Source organism: Polaribacter staleyi (genome assembly GCF_038024045.1).
Taxonomy (GTDB): domain Bacteria; phylum Bacteroidota; class Bacteroidia; order Flavobacteriales; family Flavobacteriaceae; genus Polaribacter; species Polaribacter butkevichii.
On sequence record NZ_CP150665.1, the window covers coordinates 2,233,675 to 2,257,642 of the forward strand.

23 protein-coding genes are annotated in these 23,968 nt (G+C 31.1%); 2 read left to right on the plus strand and 21 right to left on the minus strand.

Annotation, left to right across the window (positions count from 1 at the left end; all coding sequences use genetic code 11):
* Window positions 1–7 precede the first annotated feature (7 nt).
* The 21 genes from WHD07_RS09485 to WHD07_RS09585 form a co-directional block, all read right to left on the minus strand.
* Window positions 8–220: a DUF2892 domain-containing protein gene (locus WHD07_RS09485; protein ID WP_343328200.1), complete on the minus strand. Its 213-nt coding sequence runs from the start codon at window positions 218–220 to the stop codon at window positions 8–10.
* 136 nt (window positions 221–356) lie between these two features.
* Window positions 357–662 carry a hypothetical protein gene (locus WHD07_RS09490; RefSeq protein WP_343328201.1) on the minus strand — a complete coding sequence of 102 codons (306 nt, stop codon included), beginning with the start codon at window positions 660–662 and terminating at the stop codon, window positions 357–359.
* A 99-nt stretch (window positions 663–761) separates the two neighbouring features.
* The gene (locus WHD07_RS09495) at window positions 762–3,956 is read right to left on the minus strand and encodes an efflux RND transporter permease subunit (RefSeq protein WP_343328202.1); all 3,195 of its coding nucleotides are present in this window, start codon (window positions 3,954–3,956) and stop codon (window positions 762–764) included.
* 256 nt (window positions 3,957–4,212) lie between these two features.
* Window positions 4,213–5,292: an efflux RND transporter periplasmic adaptor subunit gene (locus tag WHD07_RS09500; RefSeq protein ID WP_343328203.1), complete on the minus strand. Its 1,080-nt coding sequence runs from the start codon at window positions 5,290–5,292 to the stop codon at window positions 4,213–4,215.
* 131 nt (window positions 5,293–5,423) lie between these two features.
* A complete protein-coding gene (locus tag WHD07_RS09505) occupies window positions 5,424–6,734 on the minus strand; it encodes a TolC family protein (RefSeq protein ID WP_343328204.1) in 1,311 nt (436 codons plus the stop codon).
* 135 nt (window positions 6,735–6,869) lie between these two features.
* Window positions 6,870–7,505 (minus strand): DUF2202 domain-containing protein, encoded by a 636-nt coding sequence (locus tag WHD07_RS09510; RefSeq protein ID WP_343328205.1) that lies wholly within the window; start codon window positions 7,503–7,505, stop codon window positions 6,870–6,872.
* A 161-nt stretch (window positions 7,506–7,666) separates the two neighbouring features.
* Window positions 7,667–7,804, minus strand: coding sequence for a hypothetical protein (locus WHD07_RS09515; RefSeq protein ID WP_170062922.1), 138 nt, complete (start codon window positions 7,802–7,804; stop codon window positions 7,667–7,669).
* A 55-nt stretch (window positions 7,805–7,859) separates the two neighbouring features.
* Window positions 7,860–9,317: an FAD/NAD(P)-binding oxidoreductase gene (locus tag WHD07_RS09520; RefSeq protein ID WP_343328206.1), complete on the minus strand. Its 1,458-nt coding sequence runs from the start codon at window positions 9,315–9,317 to the stop codon at window positions 7,860–7,862.
* A 68-nt stretch (window positions 9,318–9,385) separates the two neighbouring features.
* Window positions 9,386–10,507 (minus strand): ABC transporter permease, encoded by a 1,122-nt coding sequence (locus WHD07_RS09525; RefSeq protein WP_343328207.1) that lies wholly within the window; start codon window positions 10,505–10,507, stop codon window positions 9,386–9,388.
* Between the two features lie 39 nt (window positions 10,508–10,546).
* Window positions 10,547–11,653 carry an ABC transporter permease gene (locus WHD07_RS09530; RefSeq protein WP_343328208.1) on the minus strand — a complete coding sequence of 369 codons (1,107 nt, stop codon included), beginning with the start codon at window positions 11,651–11,653 and terminating at the stop codon, window positions 10,547–10,549.
* A 233-nt stretch (window positions 11,654–11,886) separates the two neighbouring features.
* Entirely contained in the window at window positions 11,887–12,273 is a 387-nt protein-coding gene (locus WHD07_RS09535; protein WP_343328209.1) for a GxxExxY protein, read from the minus strand.
* Between the two features lie 186 nt (window positions 12,274–12,459).
* A complete protein-coding gene (locus WHD07_RS09540; RefSeq protein ID WP_343328210.1) occupies window positions 12,460–13,188 on the minus strand; it encodes an ABC transporter ATP-binding protein in 729 nt (242 codons plus the stop codon).
* Window positions 13,189–13,262: 74 nt separating this feature from the next.
* The gene (locus WHD07_RS09545) at window positions 13,263–14,165 is read right to left on the minus strand and encodes an ABC transporter ATP-binding protein (RefSeq protein ID WP_343328211.1); all 903 of its coding nucleotides are present in this window, start codon (window positions 14,163–14,165) and stop codon (window positions 13,263–13,265) included.
* Entirely contained in the window at window positions 14,166–15,059 is an 894-nt protein-coding gene (locus WHD07_RS09550; protein WP_343328212.1) for an HlyD family secretion protein, read from the minus strand.
* A gap of 102 nt (window positions 15,060–15,161) precedes the next feature.
* Window positions 15,162–16,412, minus strand: a complete 1,251-nt coding sequence (locus WHD07_RS09555) for a TolC family protein (protein WP_343328213.1) — start codon at window positions 16,410–16,412, stop codon at window positions 15,162–15,164.
* Window position 16,413: 1 nt separating this feature from the next.
* Complete coding sequence (locus WHD07_RS09560; RefSeq protein ID WP_343328214.1) at window positions 16,414–17,025, minus strand: TetR/AcrR family transcriptional regulator; 612 nt, start codon at window positions 17,023–17,025, stop codon at window positions 16,414–16,416.
* Between the two features lie 82 nt (window positions 17,026–17,107).
* Window positions 17,108–17,404: a hypothetical protein gene (locus WHD07_RS09565; protein ID WP_343328215.1), complete on the minus strand. Its 297-nt coding sequence runs from the start codon at window positions 17,402–17,404 to the stop codon at window positions 17,108–17,110.
* A 20-nt stretch (window positions 17,405–17,424) separates the two neighbouring features.
* Window positions 17,425–18,501, minus strand: a complete 1,077-nt coding sequence (gene cydB / locus WHD07_RS09570) for a cytochrome d ubiquinol oxidase subunit II (RefSeq protein ID WP_343328216.1) — start codon at window positions 18,499–18,501, stop codon at window positions 17,425–17,427.
* A gap of 6 nt (window positions 18,502–18,507) precedes the next feature.
* Window positions 18,508–19,839 (minus strand): cytochrome ubiquinol oxidase subunit I, encoded by a 1,332-nt coding sequence (locus WHD07_RS09575; RefSeq protein WP_343328217.1) that lies wholly within the window; start codon window positions 19,837–19,839, stop codon window positions 18,508–18,510.
* Window positions 19,840–19,940: 101 nt separating this feature from the next.
* The gene (locus WHD07_RS09580; RefSeq protein WP_343328218.1) at window positions 19,941–20,384 is read right to left on the minus strand and encodes an OsmC family protein; all 444 of its coding nucleotides are present in this window, start codon (window positions 20,382–20,384) and stop codon (window positions 19,941–19,943) included.
* A gap of 116 nt (window positions 20,385–20,500) precedes the next feature.
* A complete protein-coding gene (locus WHD07_RS09585; RefSeq protein WP_343328219.1) occupies window positions 20,501–21,223 on the minus strand; it encodes a peroxiredoxin in 723 nt (240 codons plus the stop codon).
* A 188-nt stretch (window positions 21,224–21,411) separates the two neighbouring features.
* Between WHD07_RS09585 and WHD07_RS09590 the strand changes: the two genes are divergently transcribed.
* Complete coding sequence (locus tag WHD07_RS09590) at window positions 21,412–21,786, plus strand: hypothetical protein (RefSeq protein ID WP_343328220.1); 375 nt, start codon at window positions 21,412–21,414, stop codon at window positions 21,784–21,786.
* A gap of 64 nt (window positions 21,787–21,850) precedes the next feature.
* Window positions 21,851–23,953, plus strand: a complete 2,103-nt coding sequence (locus tag WHD07_RS09595) for a TonB-dependent receptor domain-containing protein (protein WP_343328221.1) — start codon at window positions 21,851–21,853, stop codon at window positions 23,951–23,953.
* Window positions 23,954–23,968: the final 15 nt, after the last annotated feature.

Below are 23,968 nucleotides of genomic sequence, written 5' to 3' on the forward strand. Positions count from 1 at the left end.
TCTTTTTCTAGTTACAAGAAGAACATGAGTCGCCTTCTTTTTTAATACCTAATTTCATTAAAATGGTTTCTAACAAACACCATTTTGTAAATGCAGACTGAATTAAATTCACTCCGATAAAAACGGTAAACCACATCCAATTCTGATTCACATAAAATGTTAAAACAACACTTAATAAAACCATCACTCCTACAATTACTCTAAAATACTTATTTAACATTTCTTATATTTTTTTAACCTCCTACAGATTTCTACAGGACTATTCATAATTACTTATAATTTGTTTTTGTTTCCCACAGATTTTGCGGATAACAGCAGATTTATTATTCTTTTTCTATTTTCAAAAAAAGGAAATTTTAAATAAACCTTTCTACTGGGAGTACAACTGCTCTTATTGGATTATTTGTTTCTAGATTAGTATTAAACTCATCTATTATAGTAAAGAGTCCATCAATTTTTTCCTTGTTAGTAAAAGAAAAAAACATGATAGATTCATTCCCATTCTTCTCTGCCGAAAACCAATTAGAGGCTTTTAATAAAGAAGGCGCATTCTTATAACCATCGATATCTGAACTACTAAAGTTTTCAATATTTGCTTTTTTAAAGATGTTTAAAACCTCTTTTTGAAACTCTTCTACTGCTGTAACGATCACTAATTTCATGAGTTTGTTATTTTTTGTCTCCCGCTGATTACGCAGATAAGTGCAGATTTATCCTATTCCTATCTGCGGAAACCCACGTAATCTGCGGAAAAAAGTTCTTTATTTATAATTTTTCTTCTCTATCATATAATACACTAACGGCACAACCAATAACGTTAGTACTGTAGAAACAATAGTTCCTCCCATTAAAGAAATTGCTAGTCCTTGAAAAATAGGATCAAACAAAATAACAAATGCACCAATAACTACGGTTCCGGCAGTTAATAAAATTGGTGTTGTTCTCACCGCTCCTGCCTCAATTGCTGCTTGTTTTAAAGGCACTCCTTCTTCTAATCTTAAGTTGATAAAATCTATCAATAAAACAGAATTCCTAACCATAATTCCTGCCAAAGCAATCATACCAATAAATGACGTTGCTGTAAAAAAGGCGCCCATAATCCAGTGTCCTAAAATAATTCCTATTAATGATAACGGTATGGCAACCATCATTACAACAGGTGCTTTAAAGTTTTGAAACCATCCAACAATTAAAATATAAATTAAGATAATAGCACCTAAAAAGGCAATTCCTAAATCTCTAAAAACCTCTAAAGTAATTTGCCATTCTCCATCCCATTTTACGGTATAATTATCTTCAAATTCTGGCTGACCCAAATACATTTCATCTAATTTATATCCTTCAGGAAGCGCTATTTTATTCAATTTTTCTTCCATTCCTAAAATTGCGTATGCCGGACTTTCTAATTCCCCAGCCATATCCGCCAATACATACACTACACGTTTTTGGTTTTTTCTATAAATACTTTTTGCAGCAATACTTTCTTTAATTTCTACTAAATCTGCAATAGGTACTAAATTTCCTTGTTTCGATTTTACTTTTAATTGAGAAATATCAGAAATGGTAGATTTTTCTTTTTCATCTAAAGTCAATACCAAACCAACCTGATTTACGGCATCTTCATCATATAAAGTAGTAATAGCACGGTTAGACAACGCCATATTCATAGTGTAGGCAATTTGTTGAGGCGCAACACCATACAACATGGCTTTTTCTTTATTAATATTAAATTGATATTCTGTTTGGTCATCTTCTACCATCCAATCAATATCTACCACATCTTCTGTATTTTTTAAGATATTCTGAACGCTATTTGCAATCTTAATCTGCTCATTATAATCAGGTCCATAAACTTCAGCTACAATAGTAGACAAAACCGGTGGTCCTGGTGGTACCTCTACCAGCTTTACATTTGCATTGTATTTTGCAGCAATTCGTTGTATTTCGGGTCTTAACAATTTTGCAATTCCATGACTCTGAATACTTCTATGTTCTTTTCCAATTAAATTCACCTGAATATCTGCCATATTAGAACCTCCACGTAAATCGTAATGACGTACCAAACCGTTAAAAGTAATGGGTGCAGAAGTACCAATGTAGTTTTGATAATTAACCACTTCTGGTCGCGTAGCTAAGTACTGTGCAATTTCTTGCGCAACAACTCCAGTTCTTTCTAAAGTAGTGCCTTCTGGCATATCAATTACTACCTGAAACTCGTTTTTGTTGTCAAAAGGCAACATTTTTACAGCAACCGATTTTGTAAAAAACAACACCATTGTTGCCATCAATAGTACAAATGTTCCGCCTAAAAACAACCAACGTTTCTTTCCGTTTTCTAACAACGGTCTTTCAAATTTGTTATAAATTTTATAAATAAAGGTTTCTTCTAAAGGTTTTTCTACTTTCTCTTCTCCTCCTTTTTTATCTTTTTCTCTTAAGAAAATATATCCTAAATAAGGTGTAATTGTTAAGGCAACAAATAAAGATAATATCATTGCAATAGAAGCTCCAATTGGCATTGGCGCCATATAAGGCCCCATTAAACCAGAAACAAAAGCCATAGGTAAAACAGAAGCAATTACAGTAAATGTGGCTAAAATGGTTGGATTTCCAACTTCATTAATTGCGTACAAAGCAGCTTGTTTAAACGGCAAACGTTTCATTTTAAAATGTCGGTGCATATTTTCTGCAATAATTATGGAATCATCCACCACAATACCTGTTACAAAAACCAACGCAAACAACGTAATTCTGTTTAACGTATAATCCATCATATAATAACTCAACAACGTTAACGCAAACGTAATTGGCACAGATAAAAACACCACCAAACCACCACGCCAACCCATTGCTAACATAACCACTAGAGTAACTGCAAAGATAGAACCAATCAAATGCCATAGCAATTCAGATACTTTATGAGAAGCGGTTTCTCCGTAATTTCTAGTAATTTCTACGTGTACATCATCCGGAATTAAAGTGGTACGTAAATGCGCTACTTTTGTTAAAATTACCTCTGCAATTTTCATCGCATCGGCTCCTTTTCTTTTAGCTACAGAAATAGTTACTGCCGGATATTCAGACTTATAAGTTTGAGATTTTTCACTCGCTTTTCCAAAACCTAAAGACACATAATTCTGTGGAATTTCTGGTCCATCAACAATATTGGCAATTTGTTTTAAATAAATAGGTCTATTTTGTTGTACACCAACCACCAAATTTTCTACATCTTTTACAGAGGCTAAAAAGCTACCTGTTTTTACTAAAAATTCTGAATCACTTTTATCAAAACTACCCGCACTTAATTGGGTATTATTTGCTTTTATCATTTCAGAAACCGATAAAAAATCCAATCCGCTTGCGGCCAGCTTATCTTTATCTAAAACCACACGTAACTGTCGGTTTCTTCCTCCTATTTTATCGGTAATAGAAACATCATTTACCTTTTTAATTTCGCTTTCTAATTCTTGCGCCATTTGACCTAATTGATAATCGCTGTAGTTTTCACTCCACAACGTTAACCCCAACATAGGCACATCATCAATAGCACGCGTTTTAACCAACGGAAACGTAACACCTGCCGGCATTTGATCCATGTGCTTGTTAATTTCATTGTATAATTTCACAAAAGAACGCTCAATATCTTCGCCCACATAAAACTGCACAATTACCATTGCTTTCTCATTCATAGACGTAGAATACACATACTCTACACCTTTAATATTCGAGATTAATTTTTCTAAAGGTTTTACCACTCGCGTTTCTACCTCAGTAGGACTCGCACCAGGATATCCCACAAAAATATCTGCCATTGGCACATCTATTTGCGGCTCTTCTTCTCTCGGTATCAAAAAAGAAGCGTACACACCAACCACCATAAAAACGATCATTAGCAACACGGTTAATTTTGATCCAATAAAGACTTTTGCAATTTTTCCAGCTAAACCTTCTTTCATTTCTTTTTATTTTTTGGGCGTTTTAACAGGCTATCCGTTTCAATCTTTTTTATAAGTCATTGCGAAGTAAATTTTTTATTTACTGTGGCAATCTCTAACTCGACTAAGAGATTACTACGTCGTTGCACTCCTCGTAATGACAACTTCTTTATGAAGTTAAAAAAGGATTTCCACTGCTATCCTTAACGCTATAATTCTTGTTTAAAATTTTATCTTACTGATAACTGCAACTGCCAATTGATGACTGAAAACTGTTTTACTGAACACTTATTTTAGCTCCGTTAAATAATTTTCCTTCTGCAGAAACAATGTAAGATTCATCGGCATTTAAGCCAGATAAAACCTCTACTTTATCTCCAAATTTTCTTCCTAAACGCAACCAACGTAATAGCGCTGTGTTACTTTCACTTACGGTATAAACACCAGATAACTGTCCTTTTGCTATAATTGCCTCTGTAGGGATTAAAACCAATGCTGATGTTGTTTTTCTTTCTACAGGAAACTGAACCGTAGCAAACATGCCAGATAAAATAGGTACCGCAGTTTTCTCTAAATTTATTTTCACTAAATATTGTCCGCCTGTATTTTTAGCAGAAATACTTACTTCCGTAACGTTACCTTTTAATATTTTATCCATAGATTTTACCAAAACATTTACAGTTGTACCATTTTTAATTTGCGAAATCTCAGTTTCAGGAACCATTGCAATTACTTCAAATTCACCAGGCGCTTCCAAACTAATTAACGGCATTCCTGGGTTTGCCATATCTCCTATTTCAATATTTTTACTAGTAATAACACCACTAAAAGGCGCTGTAATATTAGAATATGCAAACTGTGCATTAATTTCATTTTTCATTTGATTGGCAGCTTCTAAACCTGCTTTTGCCATTTGATAATTAGCCGTCATGTCATCCATTTCTTTTTGGGTAACACTTTTACTTTCATACAAATTTTTAAAACGATTGTAATTTTTTTCTGCATTTGTAAAAGCAGTTTTAGCTTGTGTAATACCAGCGTTTACTTGTCCTTTTTTTGCTTGTAAATCAGTATTATTAATAGACACTAACAACTGACCTTTTCTAACTTTATCGCCAACATTTACGTGTACATTCTTCACATAACCCATCATTCTTGTACTTAAATCTGCACTGTTAGTTGCTTGTATTTTGCCACTTGCAGATAAAAACGGACTGTTATTGTTTATAGCAACTTTACTTATTGCAACCTTAATTGCAGGTGTATTGTCTACTGCTTCTTTTTTTTCTTCACTTCCACAACTCGTTATTATTAATGAAGCTGCAAATAATGCTATTATATGTATGTATTTTTTCATTTGAATTTGGTTTTTATTTAATACTTACAAAATTTTTGAAACCTTGTAGGATAATTATATTTACTTTTTTTTCAACCAGAAATACACAAACAGTTGTCTTGATTCTTGGTTCTTAATTCTTGTTTCTCTTTTTATTCTTTCGTTAAAAACTCTAGATAGGTTTGTGTAAAATTATATTCGAAAATAGTTTGGTAATATTCTAATTGCTTTTGTGCAAATTGAGTTTCTGCCATTAATAAATCAGACGTTTTTTCTAAACCTTCTTTAAATCTATTTTTTCTAATTCTTAAAGACTCTTCAGATTGTTCTACAGCTAAATTGGTTAATTCTAACCTGTTTTTTGCATCTAGTAATTGGCGCTTTACTTTATTCAATTCTAAATTACTTTTAGACACATATTGGTTGTATTCTAACTTCGATTTTTCAAATTCGGCTTTACTTTTCTGTGCTTTACCAAAACGTTTAGAACCTTTAAAAATATCCCAACTTAACTGAGCGCCAATTAAATAACCATTGGCATTTCCTTGAAACACTTTATTGTCATACATTTCATAACTTCCAAAAGCATTTAAACGAGGTAAAAAAGCCATTTTATCAGCTTTATTCATTGCTTCATATCCTTTAGACGCTAAATGCATTGCTTTAATATCTGCTCTGTTTTCTGAAATTGTTTTACTATCAACAGTAAAATTAGCAACTGCTAAACTTTCTGTGGGTTCATATAAAACATCACTTTTATCATTCATTAAAAACGATAGATAATTAGATGCATTTTGCACATTACTTTTTGCTGTTTGCAATTGGTTTTTAACCTCCGTAACTCTTATCTCTACATTTAAAACATCAGCTCGCTGTAAAAAACCTTGTTTAAAACTATTATCTGCCATTTCTTTATTTGCATTCGCAGCCTCTAAGGCTTTTTCTAAAACGGCAACACCTTTATAAGCTAGTTGCAATTGCATGTAAGCTTTTGCTACTTCAAAAACCAAATAATCTTGTGTACGTTTTGTTTGCAAAGACATGGCTTCCATTTTAGATTTCGCTGCTTTTCTTTGATAAAAGCCATCTAAATTAATTAATGGTTGCTGAATTTCTATCTTCGTTGCAAAGTTTCTAGTAGTTGTTGGATCATTTAATAAAGCAGGGTTAAAATCGTTTTGTGTTAGTATTTCCTGATTTAATTTAGACCCAAAAGACATTAATGGATTTGTTGTTGAAATACCAGTATGACTTGCAGTTATGTTTGGTAAAAACACCGCATTTGTTTGCTTATAATCTCCCTTTGCAGCATTAAATGCTTCTTCAGAAATTTTAATTGTTGTATTTTTTTCTGCAACAATAGATAAGATTTCTTTTTTAGAAATTGGTTTTATTTCTTGCGCTTGCACAAACAATGCATTTGCAAACAAAGAAAGTAGGGTTATGTATAGTGTATTTTTCATGTATGTTCTATTATCTAGTACAAAAGTAAGTTTAGAATACATGGTGGTCTGTAACTTATGTTACATGCTATAAAACCTTTTCCATTAAAAAAGCACTTTAAAAAGAGTGCTTTTTGGTATAATCGAAGTAAAACTTTAATTACATTGTTCTTGACTACCTAAAATTATACTCTCATATTCATTTTGAGATAAAAACTGAGGAGTATAAGAATCTCCTGCTTTATCAATACCTTTAATAAAGCTTCTTAAATGGTTTCTAGAACCACATTTTAAATTTTCGAAAACGGTTATTAAAGAGGAATTATTAGTAGCATCAATATACTCTTGTAAATCTACAATATCTAAATCTTCAATGGTAGCGCCTATTTGAAAAGCATTAGATGCACTTATAGCTCCATCTACTTTAAATTGATTATAATAATCTTGAAGACCTTTGTTTTTAAATTCACCAATAGGCAAAATAGTAAACTCAATGTGATACATAACTAATAGTTTCTGAATGGCATCCATATGAGTTTGCTCACTATCTTTAATATTAGCAAATTGATTTATAGACCAAACATCATTTAAATAGATATAGGTATCTCTTGCTAATTTTTCTTCTTCTAACATAAATAATAAAGAAGCTTTGTCTGCATCAATTAAAACTTGCTCTGTAGCATCTTCATTAACAGTATTAATAGTATCGTTATCATTACATGCGTATAAAAAAGTAAGCACTATTATTGTTATTACAATAGGTAATTGGTGCTTTTGATTAAAATTTTTCATCTTGTCTCATTTAAAATTAATTATTAAATTTCAACAATAAAAAACAATTGTAAAGCCACAAATGTTACATAGTTAAACAAAAAAGAGAGCATAAAGCTCTCTTTTTTTTCAAGATATTGAAACCAACCAACATCTTTAACCAACTAAAACTGATAACCACATCAATTTACTTTTCTAGTTCCTCCGTGCCCTCCAGCTACAACAAGCATTATTTTTATACTTAAATAAATAAATTTGAAAAACTGAATGATAGGATTCATCATTTTAAATCTTTGATATCTTGATATTCTTTGTGTCATTTTGTTTGTGTTTTGTTTTTTATAAAAACTGATGATTGCCAAGGTGAACTAAATATTATTCTGGAATCAACCACCAAAACGGACGCATTTTAGCTTTATAAATAAAGGCATAATGCAATGCTAATTTTAGCCAATGCCCTGCTAAACCTATTTCTCCAAAAGTTTTGCCTAATTGTCTTCCTTGTGTTTTTGGATACTTTTCATAATCTGGCACAATTGGAAACGTTGTAATGCTTACACCACTTCCGGATGTAAGTCCGTAACCAGCAGATGCAATACAAGCTGCACCCATATTGCCCATAGATCCTTTATGAGAAAGTACTTCTTTTCCTTTCTTTATTGAATCTATAATATTATCTGCTACTATTATTGCTGTAATACCAGAAGGCATACCTGTTCTTGGTGGTGCAGGAGAAATAACCGTTCCGTTTTTACTTGTTCTTGGTTTAGAAATTGCATGCGGAGGTGCAAAGGCAATTCCGGGTGCAAAAATATTTTTATAACTTGGGTTTTGATACGTTTCTGGCCAATCTTTTACAGACCATTCTTCATAAGGCTTTGGTGTATAATCTGCATCTACTAGCATAAAGCCTTTAAAGAGTTTTTCTGTAATCTCTTTTTTATTTTTATCATAAGCTTTAAACCCATGACCCGAAAACGAAGGAATTAACATGGCAAAATCATACGTTTCTGACTTAAATTCTCCGTCTAAATTTTCATAATGTGCTATGCCGTCTTCAATTTTATTTACACCTGCGCCAAGTATCCATTTAATGTCTCTGTCTTCAAAAATCATTTCAACCATTTCATGAGATTTCATGGTCATGCCTCCGTAGCTTAACAACATACCATCCATCCCAAAATCACCTAATTGATATTCATTAGAAATCCATGTAATTTCTGCCAAATCACGTACATTATGTTTGTGTAATTCTCGCTCTACATTTAAAATATATTCGAAAGCAGCTCCTTGACAAGTAGATTTTCCGTGACCTGTACCAATTAAAATTTTAGCTTTTTTACCTTTTTTCATTTCTTGAATTAAGGCTTCTAACCCTGCCCAAGCATGATCTGCATGTGTATAAGTACAAACCGAAAAAGTTTTGTTTTTTCCGGGGATTAAGCCTTCTGTAGCTTCAAAATTTAATTTAGGTCCTGTGGCATTAATCAAATAATCGTAGGTTACTTTTTCTTGCTTACCTTTGTTTTCTCCAACTACATATTCTGCTAAAACATATGGTTTATCTTCTGTTTTATCGCCTTCAGGAAAAAAAGAAATTGCTTTTGCTTGTTTAAAACCTATGCCTTTCTTTTTATATAAAGGTGCTAAAGGAAAATAGATTTTTTCTGATTTCATTCTACCAATTCCTACCCAAATATTAGAAGGAACCCATTGATAGTTACTATTAGGAGAAACCACAACAACTTCGTGTTTTTTAGATAGCTTTCTGCGTAAATGAGCCGCAGCAACATGACCAGAAATACCTGCCCCTAAGATCACAATTTTAGACATTCTTTTAATTTTAAGTAAAGGTAATTTCAACTTAAAACCTACACAGTAACTTATGTTACACAAAAAATTTAGTTTGTTTTCTTATAACTCCAAACAGCTAAACCATTCATAATTAAAGCATAAAAAAAAGTTTTCATTAATTGCGGAAAAATATCTGTAAAACCAGAACCTTTTAACATGACCATACGCATTACTTCAACAAAATATTTTATAGGGTTAAATTCAGTAACCACTTGAGCCCATTTTGGCATACTTTCAATAGGAGTAAACAAGCCGCTCATTAAAATAAAAATAACAGTAAAAAACCACGCAATAAACATTGCTTGTTGCTGTGTGTCTGTAAAATTAGAAATGAATAGCCCAATGCCTAAAATTACTAAAATATAAATAGACGTGTATAAGTACATCAGTGGCAAACTACCAATCATAGGAACGTTAAAAATAACTTTTGCTAAAGTTAAACCCACCGTTAATAACCCCATACCAATTACCCAAAACGGAAAAAGTTTCCCAATTATAAACTGACTTTTTTTAATTGGAGTTACGTTTATTTGCTCTAAAGTACCTATCTCTTTTTCGCGAACTACATTCATTCCTGATAAAAACAACGTTATCATAGTTACCAATAAAACAAGGATTCCTGGAACCATAAATGTTTTGTAGTTTAATGTTTTATTATACCAAAATAAAGGAATGGTTTCTATACTAACCGGTTGTATTTGTTGGTCTGAAATTTGGATGAGGTCAATTTTTAAATATTGATTAAACCGTTGCACAACCTGAGTTACATACACATTTTCCACTCCAGCCACCGCACCATCAATAGCATTAAGTGTAACCCCTAATTTATTGTATTTTTCCTTTTGTAAATCGCGTTCGAAATAATGTGGTATTTGTAAAAGTACATCAACATCTCCTTTTAACATTGCAGAACTTGCCAATGCTTCTGATGGAAAATCTGTTAATACATTAAAATAGGTAGAAGCATTAAACTTTTCTATTAATGCTATTGAAGTTGATGTATGATCATTATCTATATAGCCAAATTTAATATTCTTTACTTCAAAAGTAGCCGCATTAGATAAAATAACCAATTGCAACAATGGCAAAACAAAAATAATTGGAAGCATTCCTTTATTTCTAAAGATTTGCTTAAACTCTTTTTGTATAATGTATAGAATTGTTTTCATATTTTACTGCTTACTGAGAACTGAATATTGTTATCTATTTTACTCTAATCTAATTTTATATTTCTTAACACTTAATGCAATAAAAAACACTGTCATTCCTAATAAAATTAAGGTTTCTTTCCATACATATTCAATTCCAACACCTTTAAGCATAATGCCTTTTATGATGATGATAAACCATTTTGCAGGAATAATATTACTAATAATTTGTAGTGGTAAAGGCATGCTTGTAATAGGAAAAATAAAACCAGATAATAAAATTACGGGTAGCATTAATCCCATTAAAGAAATCATCATTGCAGTTTGTTGTGTGGCCGAAATTGTTGAAATTAAAATACCTAAAGCCAAGGCTGAAATAATAAATAAAACACTTTCTAAACCTAAGAGCAAAAAGCTTCCCTGAACAGGCATTTTAAATATAAAAATACTTAGCAAGACAATTACAATAGCATTAATTATAGATAGAAAAATATAAGGAAACACCTTACCAATAATTACTTGAAATGGTTTTAAAGGTGATACTAGCAGTATTTCCATGGTTCCTAATTCCTTTTCTTTCGTAATAGAAATGGATGTCATCATTGCAGAAACTAGCATTAAAATAATAGTCATAACTCCAGGAACAAACATATATACACTTTTTAATTCCGGATTGTACACCATGCGTGTTTCAGGTACAATTTGATAGGCAATTGTAATGTCTTTATTTAACTCCTTTTGATATTTTTGAAGTATTGCATTTACAAAATTGCTGATGGTATTGGCAGTGTTAGGATCTGTGGCGTCTGTAATAATTTGAATAGTTGCTTTGTTTTTTTTACGAAGGTTTTTGCTAAAATCGTTTTCAAAGTTTAAAACAGCTTTTACATGTCCTTTTTTAAAGATAGTTTCTATATCAGCTTCTTTTTCTATAATTTGTTTAATACTAAAATATTTTGAAGCAGCAATTTTATGAATAATTTCTTCTGTAGTAGCATCTTTTGAGTGATCTAAAATAGCAATATCTACATTATTAATTTCGTTGGTAATTGCAAAACCAAATAGCATAATTTGAGCAATTGGCATGCCGAAGAGGATAAACAACGAGCGTTTATCTCTAAAAATATGGTAAAATTCTTTTTTTATGAAGCCTATAAATCTTTTCATTATTTTATTTCTGTAACTGATTTCCCGCTGATTTCACAGATTAGCGCTGATTTTTTAAAACTATTTTTTTTTATCCGCGTAAATCTGCGTTATCTGCGGGACACTTTTTATTATTTTTTTCTAATTTTAAAACCCAACATTCTTATTTTCTAGTTTTTCTCCCGCAGATTGCCTTGATAAACGCAGATTTATTCTATTTTCTGCGAACATCTGCGTTATCCGCGAAACACTCTTTATAATCCATTCACTTTTCTAAAAATACCTTTTGTTATATTATCTTCATTAAAATTGACTAATATTCCTAATTTCAATTTAGAAAGCTTTAAATAAGTAAGCACTTGTTTATGATGTACGTTTGCCAGTTTTTCAACAGATTTTATTTCAATTATTACTTTATTATTTACTAATAAGTCTAACCTATAACCATTATCCAGTATAATATCATCATAAAATATTGGTAACAAAACTTGTCTTTTAACAGATAACCCTTCTTTTTCTAGCTCATATAATAAAATAGATTCGTAAACAGATTCTAACAGACCTGGACCTAATTCATTATAGACTTTAAAAATTGCTCCTCTAATTATATAAGATATTTCATTTTCTGTTTTTTCTTCCATAACTGTTTCTTTTTTTTATTTTATTCGCGTAAATCTGCGTTATCTGCGAGACACCTTTATTATTTTTTTCTAATTTTAAAACCCAACATTCTTATTTTCTAGTTTTTCTCCCTCTAATTACGCCGATTAACGCTGATTTTTTCTAGAGTTACTTATACTTTTTCTACGAAATCTGTGGGATAGTATTTAACCTCTCGCTAATTTTAAAAACACATCATTCATATTATCAACTTTAAACTGTTCTTTCAATTTTTTCGGAGTATCTAAAGCTTCTATTTTTCCATTTACCATAATAGAAACACGATCGCAATATTCTGCTTCATCCATATAATGTGTAGTTACAAAAACAGTGGTTCCTTGATGGGCGGCTTTGTAAATCAATTCCCAAAACTGACGCCTTGTAATCGGATCTACACCACCTGTGGGTTCATCTAAAAACACAATTTTAGGATCGTGAAGTAAAGACACCGAAAACGATAATTTTTGTTTCCAACCTAATGGCAAAGAACCTACTAATTTTGTGGCAACACTTTCTAAGCCTAATTCTTCAATTAACACAGAAGATTTTTCTTTGATACTTTTTCTAGACAAACCATAAATTCCTCCAAAAAAAGTAATATTTTCTTTCACCGTTAAATCGTCATACAATGCAAATTTCTGACTCATATAACCAATGTTTTTCTTAATATCTTCGGCATGTGTGTATACATCAAAACCAGCAACTTTTGCAACTCCAGAAGTTGGCTTAGAAATACCTATCAGCATTTTCATAGCCGTTGTTTTACCAGCTCCATTTGCACCTAAAAAACCGAAAATCTCACCTCTTTTAACATCAAAAGAAATAGCATTTACAGCAGTAAAATCTCCAAATGTTTTGGTTAACCCTTCTACTTCTATAACATTGTTACTACTCATTATTTTCTCTCTTTTCTATCATTAAACACAGTCTTGACATTAAAAATAGTTCCCAACAACGCTCTAACTGATACTTATTTTGCTAATTCCATAAAAGTATCTTCAATCGTTGCGGCAGTTTTTTCTATGCTGATATTGGTTAGGTTTTTAGACTTTAAAAACGTTTCCAACTCCGTTGGATTAAAATCTGACCTACCATCTGTATAATGCACAAATTCACCAAAAGGATACACACTATGATTGTGTTTATACTTCTTTAAACTATTAATAAGCTGATACATATTATTGGCACCTACATTGTAAATTTGTTTTGGATACTGTTTTACAATGGCTTGTGGTGTATCAATTTCTAAAATTTTACCACCCTCAATTAATGCAATTCTATCACACAAAGCAGCTTCATCCATGTAGGGTGTAGAAACTAGAATAGTAATCTCCTTTTGCTGTAAACGTTTTAACATTTCCCAAAATTCTTTTCTAGAAACTGGGTCAACTCCCGTTGTAGGTTCATCTAAAAACAACACTTTTGGCTTATGAATTAAAGCACAACACAAAGCCAATTTCTGTTTCATCCCTCCAGAAAGCTTACCCGCTCTTCTATTTTTAAAAGGAGCTATTTGAATATAAATATCTTTAATTAAATCGTAATTTTCTTCGATGGTTGTTCCAAAAATGGTGGCAAAAAAATTTAAGTTTTCTTCAACCGTTAAATCTTGATACAAAGAAAATTTCCCAGGCATATAACCCACATTTTTTCTGATACTTTTATAATTTCTAATTACATCAAAACCCGCAACACTTGCTGTGCCTTCATTGGCTATTAAGAGTGTGGTTAAAACTCTAAACAAGGTTGTTTTACCAGCTCCATCAGGACCAATTAGCCCAAAAAGCTCACCCGGTTTCACTTCAAAAGAAATGTTTTCTAAGGCTTTTACTTTTTTATAAGATTTTGATATGTTATTAATTGTAATACCCATTTATTCTTGTGTTAACCACATTTCTGCAGGCATCCCTATTTTTAAACTTCCATCGTTTACAACATTAATTTTTACAGCATACACTAACGCAACTCGTTCTTCTTTGGTTTGAATGATTTTAGGCGTAAACTCTGCTTCCGAAGCAATCCAACTAACAATTCCTTGATACGTTTCCATCGCATCTGCAACATCAATTTTAACCTCAACTTTTTGTCCTATTTTAATGTTTGCTAATTGTGTTTCACTCACATAAACGCGCAATTCCATGGTACTTAAATCTGCAATTTTATACAGTGGTTTTCCAAAAGCAGTAATTTCATTTGGCTCTGCATATTTAGTTAAAACGGTTCCGTTTACGGGATTAATTATTTTACTTTTCTGAATTTGATCATCAAGTTGTTTCAATTGAACATCTATATTTTTTAGCTCATTCACAACAGGTGCATTCTGAATTTCGACACTCCTAATTTGACTTTTAATAACATCTATTTCTCCGGAAACGTCATCTAATTGTTTCTGTGTACCTGCGTTGTCTTTAATTAAGTTTTCTGTTCTGGCTTTATTAATTTTGGCTGTTTTTAATTTGGAATTTAACACAGAAATTTGTGATAGAACCCCTCTAGATTTTGAACTAATTACAGATTTTGAAACCATTAATTGTTCTCGTTTTAAAGCCAATTGCACAGTGTCTATAAAACCAACAAATTGGTCTTTTTTAAGTTGATCGCCTTCATCAATAGTAAACTGAATCAGTTTTCCGTTATTTTCTGCAGAAATGGTTACTTCTGTAGCTTCAAAATTCCCATAACCATCTGCTTTTCCATTGTCTTTTCCACAAGAAAATAATGTTGTGACAATAATGATTAAGGCTAATATGTAATTGTAATTTTTCATTTTAGTTCGTTTTTTAATTTTTTTCCCGCTGATTTCACAGATTATCGCTGATTTTTTTTGCAAACTTTTTATCTTCGTAGATTTGCGAAATTTGCGGCGTATTTACTCTCCTTTTATAGTATTGTAATTTGCTTTTGCTAATTCTATTTGTATTTTATGTTTTAACAAAGTGTTTTCTGCTTCAAATAAATTGGTGAATTCTGTTGTGTAAATTGATGATGTAATGACCCCGTTTTTAAGTTGAGAGTCTAACGTTTTCAATACCTTTTTACGAAGTGCTATAATTTCTACATCAGAATTTATAAATGCAGTAATTTTTTCAATTTCCTTTTGCTGCTTATTCAATGCTATACGGGTATTTAATTTAAAAATTTCTGTTTCATTTTCTATAAAATCTTTATTGATAGCAACCACTTTTTGCTGTTTTTTATTGGTGTTCCAGTCAAAAACATTCCAATGTAATTTAATACCAACAGTGTAAAAAGTTTGAAAAGAATTATCTAACATATTTAACCCTGGGTTACCATAACCGCCAGTTGCAAAACCATTTACTTTTGGTAAATTTTGTTTAGAAATAAGCAATTTATAATTATTAACTTCTTCTTTTTTTAACCTAAATAATTCTAATTCGGGTCTGTTTATTTCGTTATTTAATTGCGTACTAATTAACGGAACTTCTAATTTTACATCAGCTTTAAAAGGTTTCCCTACCAAACTAGATAACGTTTCTATTAAAGATAATTGGCTACTTTCAACCTCTATAAATTGCTGTTTAATTTTTAACAATTCTGCTTCTAAAACACTATCTGAAGCAGGTAATAATGTGCCATATTTAATTCCTGATTTTACTTCTTTTAATTTAGTTTGTAACTGAAGCTCTTTTACCTCTAATAATTTTAAAGATTCTTGCGTTAATAAAATTGAAAAATACAGTTGATTAATTTGTGTTTTTAACTGATACATATTTGCATCAATTTGTTTTTGATTGGTTTTAAGTTGACCTTGTTTTATTTTTAAATTGGCATTTGTTACACCTCCGTTATAAATAAGTTGATTTATAGAAAATGTAGCACGATATTGATCTTTATTTTGAGGCTCAACACTAGACATTGCAACAGGAAGTTCTATTACATCTGATTGATACGTTGCTTGTGCATCAATATTAAATTGAGGTAATTTAGAATTAGAAATAATTTCTGCATCTTTTTGATGCTGAATTTCTAATAATTGATGTTGTTTTACCAAAGGATAATTTGTTTCTAATAGTTGATAACAATCCGTAAGCGTAAAACGCTCTTGCGAAAATGCAGAAACACTAATACTTACTATTAAAATGAATGCTATTTTTTTCATCTTATATTTTTATTGAATTAATGATAAAATCGGCAACAGCTGTTTTACGCTCTTCTATGAGTTGCTGAAAACCTTCTTCATCAACCGAAATTAAGCTCTTAATTAATGGTTTCCCTATAAAAGGAAATACATTTAGCGCTAAAATATTAATGAATAATTGTGCGGCTTTTATCTTCTTAATATTCCCTTTTTCAACTTCACGCTCTACTTGTTTTTTAAATTTTTTAAGATTTGGAAATCCGTTACTTTCCTTCATTTTTAAAATAAAATCAGGGTTTCTATTCAATTCTTGAATAATAAAATTGGGTAAGTATGGATGCTCCGCTATAAATGAAATATAGTTTGATGAAAAATTTATCACTTTTTCTTCAATAGTAGAATCATCATTTAAAATGGTGTTTAATTGAGGCGCTAATAATGAAAAGGCATTTTTAAAAACTGCCTCAAACAACAACTGCTTATTTCTATAGTAATAATGCAACATCGCTTTATTAATACCCGCTTTATCTGCAATTTCCTGCATACGAGCACCATCCATTCCTTTTGTTTGAAAAATAGACTTTGCTGCTTCTAAAATTAAACTTTCGGTATTTTCGTTTTTCTTACTCTTCATTATTAACTGTATAGTTTAACCATTTGGTTAACAAATGTACAAAAAATAATCAAACACCTTATCTGTTTGATTATTTTTCAACTTATTTATTCATTTTACTAATCATCCACTTCGCAAAAATTAAACCCAAAACACCCCCAAAAAAGGACACCAGCATATTAATAGAAAACAAAACTATATTTACAGTTCCAGATTTCATAATTGTCCTGGGGTCAAAACCCAATCTACCCAACATTTTTATAAAGAAGATACTTCCAAAAATACCTGTAATGGTATTTCCTATAAATTGCAATGAGTATTTCTTTGCAAAAACACCTAAAAAATTTGCTCCAATCATTCCTACAAAAATACTAATGATTGCAATAAGCGTATCTGTCATAACATAAAGTATTGTCTAAATTAATGCTCTCCATAACCCACATCATCCATTTTTCCTTTAAAAACTTTATACTGTATTACCATATAAATAGCTACTAAAATAACTGCTATTGGAAACCAGTATAACCCCACAGATAATCCGTATTCTTCTGCGGCAACATTATACAAAGTTAAATCTGGGTTTATGTTATTTGTTGATGGTAAAACTTTTGGAAATATAGATGCCACAGTAGAAGTTAATCCACCAAATAAAAACAACGAACTAAATAAAAATCCTTTACCATGTTGTTGAAACGACTTTACTTTAAACAAGCCAAATAACCCCGTAAAAGTGATGATTGGAAAAATAAATAACCAAGGTTTGTTTAAGAAATTATGAAAAGGTTTTGGCTCCATAACATGCCAAACCAAAAGAGAAATAATTACCAAACCTAACAATACAAAAGTTAAGTTAAACACTACTTTTTTTAGCTTTTCATTAATATCAGAATTGGTTTTAAAAATAATCCAATTGGCACCATGAATTGTTAAAGCTACTACACCAATTACTCCTAGCAAAACGGTAAACCAATCTAAAATACCCAATTGTTCTGCTTGCGGACTAAAAGTAGGATTCCAAAGTGGTAAAAAGAAATAATGTGCTTCGTGGGTAGAAACTCCGTTTACAACACCCCCTAAATTTACACCTCTAACAACATTACCTAGCGCAACTCCAAAAAACAAAGCCAACAATAAACTAGCAATTCCAAAAGCTTTATCCCAAATAGCCTCCCACATTTTGTTATGCACCTGCCCTCTTAACTCTAAGCCAATTGCTCTAAAAATAAGCAGCCATAAAATCATGATTAATGGTAAATAAAAACCACTAAACGAAGATGCATACAAAGTTGGAAATGCAAAAAACAAAACTCCTCCTGCGGCAATTAACCAAACTTCATTTGCATCCCAAAAAGGACCTATTGCATTAGTGATTGCTTTTTTATCTTTTTCTTTTTTTGCAAAAAACAAGTGGATAATTCCTGCACCAAAATCATAACCATCTAAAATTACATAAATAGCCAACATTGTCATTAAAACGATATACCAAAATAATTCCATAATTTATTAGTGTTTTTCTAGTTCTGGACCTTTGTTAATAATTTTTCCTGCTAACATTAAAAATAACATTCCTAAAAGGAGATATAAACCAATAAAACCCAATAAAGTAAATAATGTATTTCCTGATGAAACTGTTGGAGATGCGCCTTCTGAAGTTCTTAATAAATTGTACACCAACCAAGGCTGTCTACCCAATTCTGCCGTATACCAACCCGTGGTATTTGCAATGTATGGAAATGGCAGCATAAATAATAATGCCCATAAAATCCATTTTGTTTTATATAATTTTTTTCGAAACAATTGTACAGAAGCTAATAGCATTAAACCAATAAAAATAGTTCCTAAACCAACCATTATATGGTAAGAATAATACAACCCTGGCACATTTGTAGGATGCACACTTTCATCAAACTCATTTAAACCTTTAATCTCTGCATTCCAGTCTTGATACGTTAAAAAACTTAATATATTAGGTACTGCAATTTTATTATCTAATTTTTTTTCTAACATATTTGGCTGTCCAATCAATACAATTTCAGACCCACCATCTTCGGTTTCAAAAATTCCTTCCATTGCTGCAAAGGTTGCAGGTTGATGTTTTACTACATTTTTAGCAGCTAAATCTCCTGTTGGAAAAGCCACTAATAGGCTAGAAACCAAACCAAAAACAACACCTGTTTTTACAAATAGTTTTCCAAATTCGTGGTGCTTATCACTTAATAAATAAAAGGCTCCGATAGCAGCAACTACAAATGAAGACGTAACTAAAGAAGCTGCCTGATTGTGTAAATAAGAAGGCAATAGCCAAGGGTTAGAAAATAAAGCTCCAAAATTATTTAGCACAAATTTTCCGTTTTCTAAAATTTCATATCCTACAGGGTATTGCATCCAAGAATGGGTTGCAATAATTAAATAACCACTTGCCCAAGAACCTAAAAAAACCAGAAAACCGGTAAGAAAATGCAGTTTATGCCCCAATAGTTTTTCACCAAATAAAAAGAGCCCTAAAAAGGACGATTCTAAAAAGAAGGAAAACATGCCTTCCATGGCTAAAGTTTGACCAATAATACCTCCTGTTAATTCAGAAAACTTTGCCCAGTTTGTTCCGAATTGAAATTCCATAGGAATACCAGTTACAACTCCCATGGCAAAATTAAGTGCAAATATTTTCATCCAAAACTTTGCAGCATCATTGTATTTTGTAATTTCTGTTCTAAGAAATTTCCATTTAAAATAAACAATTAACAAAGATAAACCCATGGTTAATTGTGGAAATAGATAATGAAATGTAATAGTAAATGCAAATTGCATTCTATCATAAAAGAGCATGTCTTCCATAGAAAACTTTTTTAATTTATTATAAAAATAGTAATGGTTATAAGCGCCAATAAAAATAAGGAATTCACTCCTGAAACGCCATCTTTTTTAAGTCTATATTTTTAGTCTTTTTTTACTTTAATTGTTATTTCTAATTTAATCGTAGCATTTACAGAATTAGATATTAAACATGCATTTTCTGATTTTTCTACCACTTTTTTAGCTAAATCAATATCGGCTTCATTAGAAATTGTAACAATTGGTTTTAAAACTACTTCGCTCATCATAAATTTGCGGTCTACCATTTCTAGTTTTCCTACCGCATTCGATTCAAAATTCACAAAATTGAGTTTAAAATTTTCTGCCACAGCTAAAAAGGTCGTCATTAAGCAACCATTAATTGCGGCTACAAAATAATGTTCTGGTGTCCAAATATTTGCTTCTCCTTTAGGAAATTCTGGAGGTGTAGCTATTGCTATTTTTTCATCTAAAACGTTAGAACTTAACACTCCTTTTCTGTTCTCTTTCCAATTTACGTTAACTTGATAAAAATGTTCTTTAACCATTTTATTGATATTTAATGCACAAATTTAGGTTCTTAATTAGAAGCTATTTGTAACTAATATTACAAAAGAGACCGTTTTAAAACACTAGTCTCTTTTGTAAGAAATTAATAAAATTATTATTTTTTTAAAATTGTATCTAAAACTAAATCTTTATCTAGTTTTTTAGTACAGAAAAACCAATCTTTACAATCTAACTCTTCTGTAGAAGTCATTCTTTCTTCTGCTACACCGCAAGATCCAGCAGGAGATACAATTACATCGTCTCCAGGATTCCAATCTGCAGGAGTTGCTACATTAAACTCATCGGATGTTTGCATAGCAATTAATGCTCTATATAATTCATCAAAATTACGCCCTAAACTTAATGGGTAATAAATAATTGCTCTAACAGTTTCATTAGGATCTACAAAAAATACTGCTCTAACGGCTTGTGTTTTACTTTCTCCTGGTTGAATCATTCCGTATTTTTTGGCAACATTCATAGAAATGTCTTCGATTAAGGGAAACTTCACTTCTATATTTTTCATTCCGTTAAATTCAATTTTATCTTTAATAGTTCTTAACCATGCAATATGACTGTATAAACCATCAATAGATAAACCGATAAGACTACAATTGGCTTTTTCAAATTTTTCTTCTAAATGCGCAAATGTCATAAACTCTGAAGTACAAACTGGCGTAAAATCTGCAGGATGACTAAATAATATAGACCATTTACCTTTATAATCTGAAGGGAAATTAATTTCTCCTTGCGTGGTAGTTGCTGTAAATTGAGGAGCTTTATCTCCAATTCTTGGCATTGCAAATGCTTCTTGTTCTGCTGTTTCTAAGGTATTCATAAGTATATCATTTTAACTTTTACAGTGTAAAATTACACTTCATACGGCTTCTTTTTTGTAACATAAGTAGCACAGATATTAAAAATATAACGATACTATTGTATCACACTAACAAACCTAAAAGCAATAGAAGCTTTAAATGATAAAAGTCATAATAAAAGATACTTATATCTTCTAATTTTGTATTTGTGAAAAACTGGAAACTAATTTTCTCTATATTATTCAGCACTCTTATACTTTACAACAGTTTAAGAGTTTCTATAACGTACATCTATTATAATTTAGATACAGCAGGTTTTATTGAGACTTTTTGCGAAAACAAAGACAAACCAGAACTACAATGTAATGGTAAATGCCATTTAAAAAAGATTACCAAAACAGCCAATCAAGAAAAAAATCAACCTGTAGAACTCATCAATTTTAAAGATATTTTGGTTTACAATCAAAAAATTTCTTCTTTTCATTTTACTAAAAACACCTATCAAAACAAACCAACTTTTCAGTATTTAAATCTTTATTATTTTAAATTATCAACTACTTATTTTCATCCACCAAATGCATAATTGTTTTTTCATTTTATAGAGTTTCTATAAAACATTAAATACCTAAAAATAAAAACAATTATCAATGAAAATATTTTATAAAGTGCTTTTATGCGCGCTAATTTCGGCTACGTCTTATAGTCAAGAAAAAGAGAACACAAAAAAAGATAGTACCAAACAAAAAGCAGTACAACTAGATGAAGTGATTATTACAGGAAAAACAAAGAAAGACCCTGTATTTAGCTCTATTGCTAATCAATATGCTAAAAAGATTGTGCAACCTAAAAATGTTGCCGATTTGTTTAACAACATTAACGGTTTTTCTGTAATTAAAAGAGGTAATTATGCCATAGATCCTTCTTTTAGAGGCGCACAGTACGAACAATTAAACATTCAATATGACGGTGGCACAAAAGCAATGCATGCCTGCCCTAACAGAATGGATCCTGTAACAACACACATTATTCCTGAAGAAATTTCGAGAATTGAAATTATTAAAGGTCCATACACGGTTAGATATGGCGCTACTTTTGGTGGAATTATTAACCTTGTTACACAAAAACCAGATTATAACGATTATGGTTTACACGGAAAAGTATCTGGTGGCTTTGAAAGCAACGGAAATTCTCTTGTAAGTTTAGCAGAACTAAAATATATCAATGAAAAATTTGATATTGTTACCAATGTTGGTTATCGTGATTTTGGTAATTATAAAGATGGATTTGGAACCACAATTCCGTCTTCTTTTAAAAGCTCTGATTACGGAATTAAAGTTGGCTATAACTTTACACAAAATCAGCGTTTAAAAGTAGACTGGAGACAATCTTTTGGACGAGATGTTTTACATGCCGCTTTGCCTATGGATACTGATTATGATAACAGTAGCATTCTATCCGTAGATTACAAAATAGACAATATTGCAGAAATAATAAAGTCTATTACCGTAAAGGGATACCATAGTTATGTAGATCATTTAATGACCAATAACAACAGACCTTCTTTTATGATGATGGAAGCCGCTTCTGCCGTAGAGGCAACAACTATTGGTGGTAAAATTGAAATGAATTGGAAACCTTCTAAAAACCTAGATATATTTTCTGGAGTTGATATTATGAATATTGCAAGAGATGGCGGAAGAACCAGAATTGTAAAAATAATGAATGGCAACAAACTAGCTACTCCAAAAACATTTAATGATAAAGTTTGGCAAGATTCTTATATTACAGATCTTGGTGTTTTTACAGAAGCAAGATACAATTTAGCAGAAAACACCATTTTAACTGCAGGTGTTCGTTATGACAATGTAACTTCAGATATTAAAGATCCAGAAGCAGATTTTGCAGCCATGTATGATTTAAAAAAACGCACAGAACACACTTTTAGCGGAACTGTTTCGGTTAAAAAAATAATTTCTGATAACTATATATTAGAAGCCGCTTATGGTCGTGGAACTAGAACTGCAAATATGATTGAGCGTTTTATAAATCATTTTACGGTAGGGCAAGATCCGTATGAATATATTGGAAACCCAGATTTAAAAGCAGAAATAAACAATCAGTTCGAAATAGGGATTAAAGGTTTTGAAGAACTTAAAAACGGCTTTAATAGTTTTCAATTCGAAACTTCTGTTTATTATTCTTATTTCGAAAACTACATTGTTGGTATTGTAAACCCAAACATTACAAGAAAATTTAACCCTACCGCAGAACCCACCAATGTAAAAGTTTTTCAAAATTTAGATGAAGCTTACAAAACAGGTTTCGAAGCCATGGCTAGACTAGATTTTTTAGAGAACTATAATTTTAAAACAGCATTTTCTTACGTGTATACAAAAAACAAAGATTTAGAGGAATCTTTACCCTTAACACCTCCTTTTACAACCAAATTATCACTTGGTTTCGAAAAAGAAAAATTATGGGCAAACGCACAATATAATCTAGTTTCTAAACAAGATAATATTTCTGAAAGCTATGGAGAAACCAGTACAGATGGATATCAAACTTTAGATCTTCGTTTTGGAGGCAAACCACTTAAAAATGTAACCTTAGGTGTTGCTGTTTTAAACGTATTTGATAAAGGCTATAATAGTCATTTAAATTTTTCATTTACAAACCAAGCAGATTTTGGAAGAACGCCAATTACAGAACCAGGACGTAATTTCTCTGCTTTTTTACAGTATGTATTCTAGTTAAAACCAAAACCT

Bases quoted from the DNA above. Each gene is read 5' to 3' on its own strand.
- WHD07_RS09485 (WP_343328200.1), bottom strand. From the start codon at position 220: ATGTTAAATAAGTATTTTAGAGTAATTGTAGGAGTGATGGTTTTATTA.
- WHD07_RS09490 (WP_343328201.1), bottom strand. From the start codon at position 662: ATGAAATTAGTGATCGTTACAGCAGTAGAAGAGTTTCAAAAAGAGGTT.
- WHD07_RS09495 (WP_343328202.1), bottom strand. From the start codon at position 3,956: ATGAAAGAAGGTTTAGCTGGAAAAATTGCAAAAGTCTTTATTGGATCA.
- WHD07_RS09500 (WP_343328203.1), bottom strand. From the start codon at position 5,292: ATGAAAAAATACATACATATAATAGCATTATTTGCAGCTTCATTAATA.
- WHD07_RS09505 (WP_343328204.1), bottom strand. From the start codon at position 6,734: ATGAAAAATACACTATACATAACCCTACTTTCTTTGTTTGCAAATGCA.
- WHD07_RS09510 (WP_343328205.1), bottom strand. From the start codon at position 7,505: ATGAAAAATTTTAATCAAAAGCACCAATTACCTATTGTAATAACAATA.
- WHD07_RS09515 (WP_170062922.1), bottom strand. From the start codon at position 7,804: ATGACACAAAGAATATCAAGATATCAAAGATTTAAAATGATGAATCCT.
- WHD07_RS09520 (WP_343328206.1), bottom strand. From the start codon at position 9,317: ATGTCTAAAATTGTGATCTTAGGGGCAGGTATTTCTGGTCATGTTGCT.
- WHD07_RS09525 (WP_343328207.1), bottom strand. From the start codon at position 10,507: ATGAAAACAATTCTATACATTATACAAAAAGAGTTTAAGCAAATCTTT.
- WHD07_RS09530 (WP_343328208.1), bottom strand. From the start codon at position 11,653: ATGAAAAGATTTATAGGCTTCATAAAAAAAGAATTTTACCATATTTTT.
- WHD07_RS09535 (WP_343328209.1), bottom strand. From the start codon at position 12,273: ATGGAAGAAAAAACAGAAAATGAAATATCTTATATAATTAGAGGAGCA.
- WHD07_RS09540 (WP_343328210.1), bottom strand. From the start codon at position 13,188: ATGAGTAGTAACAATGTTATAGAAGTAGAAGGGTTAACCAAAACATTT.
- WHD07_RS09545 (WP_343328211.1), bottom strand. From the start codon at position 14,165: ATGGGTATTACAATTAATAACATATCAAAATCTTATAAAAAAGTAAAA.
- WHD07_RS09550 (WP_343328212.1), bottom strand. From the start codon at position 15,059: ATGAAAAATTACAATTACATATTAGCCTTAATCATTATTGTCACAACA.
- WHD07_RS09555 (WP_343328213.1), bottom strand. From the start codon at position 16,412: ATGAAAAAAATAGCATTCATTTTAATAGTAAGTATTAGTGTTTCTGCA.
- WHD07_RS09560 (WP_343328214.1), bottom strand. From the start codon at position 17,025: ATGAAGAGTAAGAAAAACGAAAATACCGAAAGTTTAATTTTAGAAGCA.
- WHD07_RS09565 (WP_343328215.1), bottom strand. From the start codon at position 17,404: ATGACAGATACGCTTATTGCAATCATTAGTATTTTTGTAGGAATGATT.
- cydB (WP_343328216.1), bottom strand. From the start codon at position 18,501: ATGGAATTATTTTGGTATATCGTTTTAATGACAATGTTGGCTATTTAT.
- WHD07_RS09575 (WP_343328217.1), bottom strand. From the start codon at position 19,839: ATGGAAGACATGCTCTTTTATGATAGAATGCAATTTGCATTTACTATT.
- WHD07_RS09580 (WP_343328218.1), bottom strand. From the start codon at position 20,384: ATGGTTAAAGAACATTTTTATCAAGTTAACGTAAATTGGAAAGAGAAC.
- WHD07_RS09585 (WP_343328219.1), bottom strand. From the start codon at position 21,223: ATGAATACCTTAGAAACAGCAGAACAAGAAGCATTTGCAATGCCAAGA.
- WHD07_RS09595 (WP_343328221.1), top strand. From the start codon at position 21,851: ATGAAAATATTTTATAAAGTGCTTTTATGCGCGCTAATTTCGGCTACG.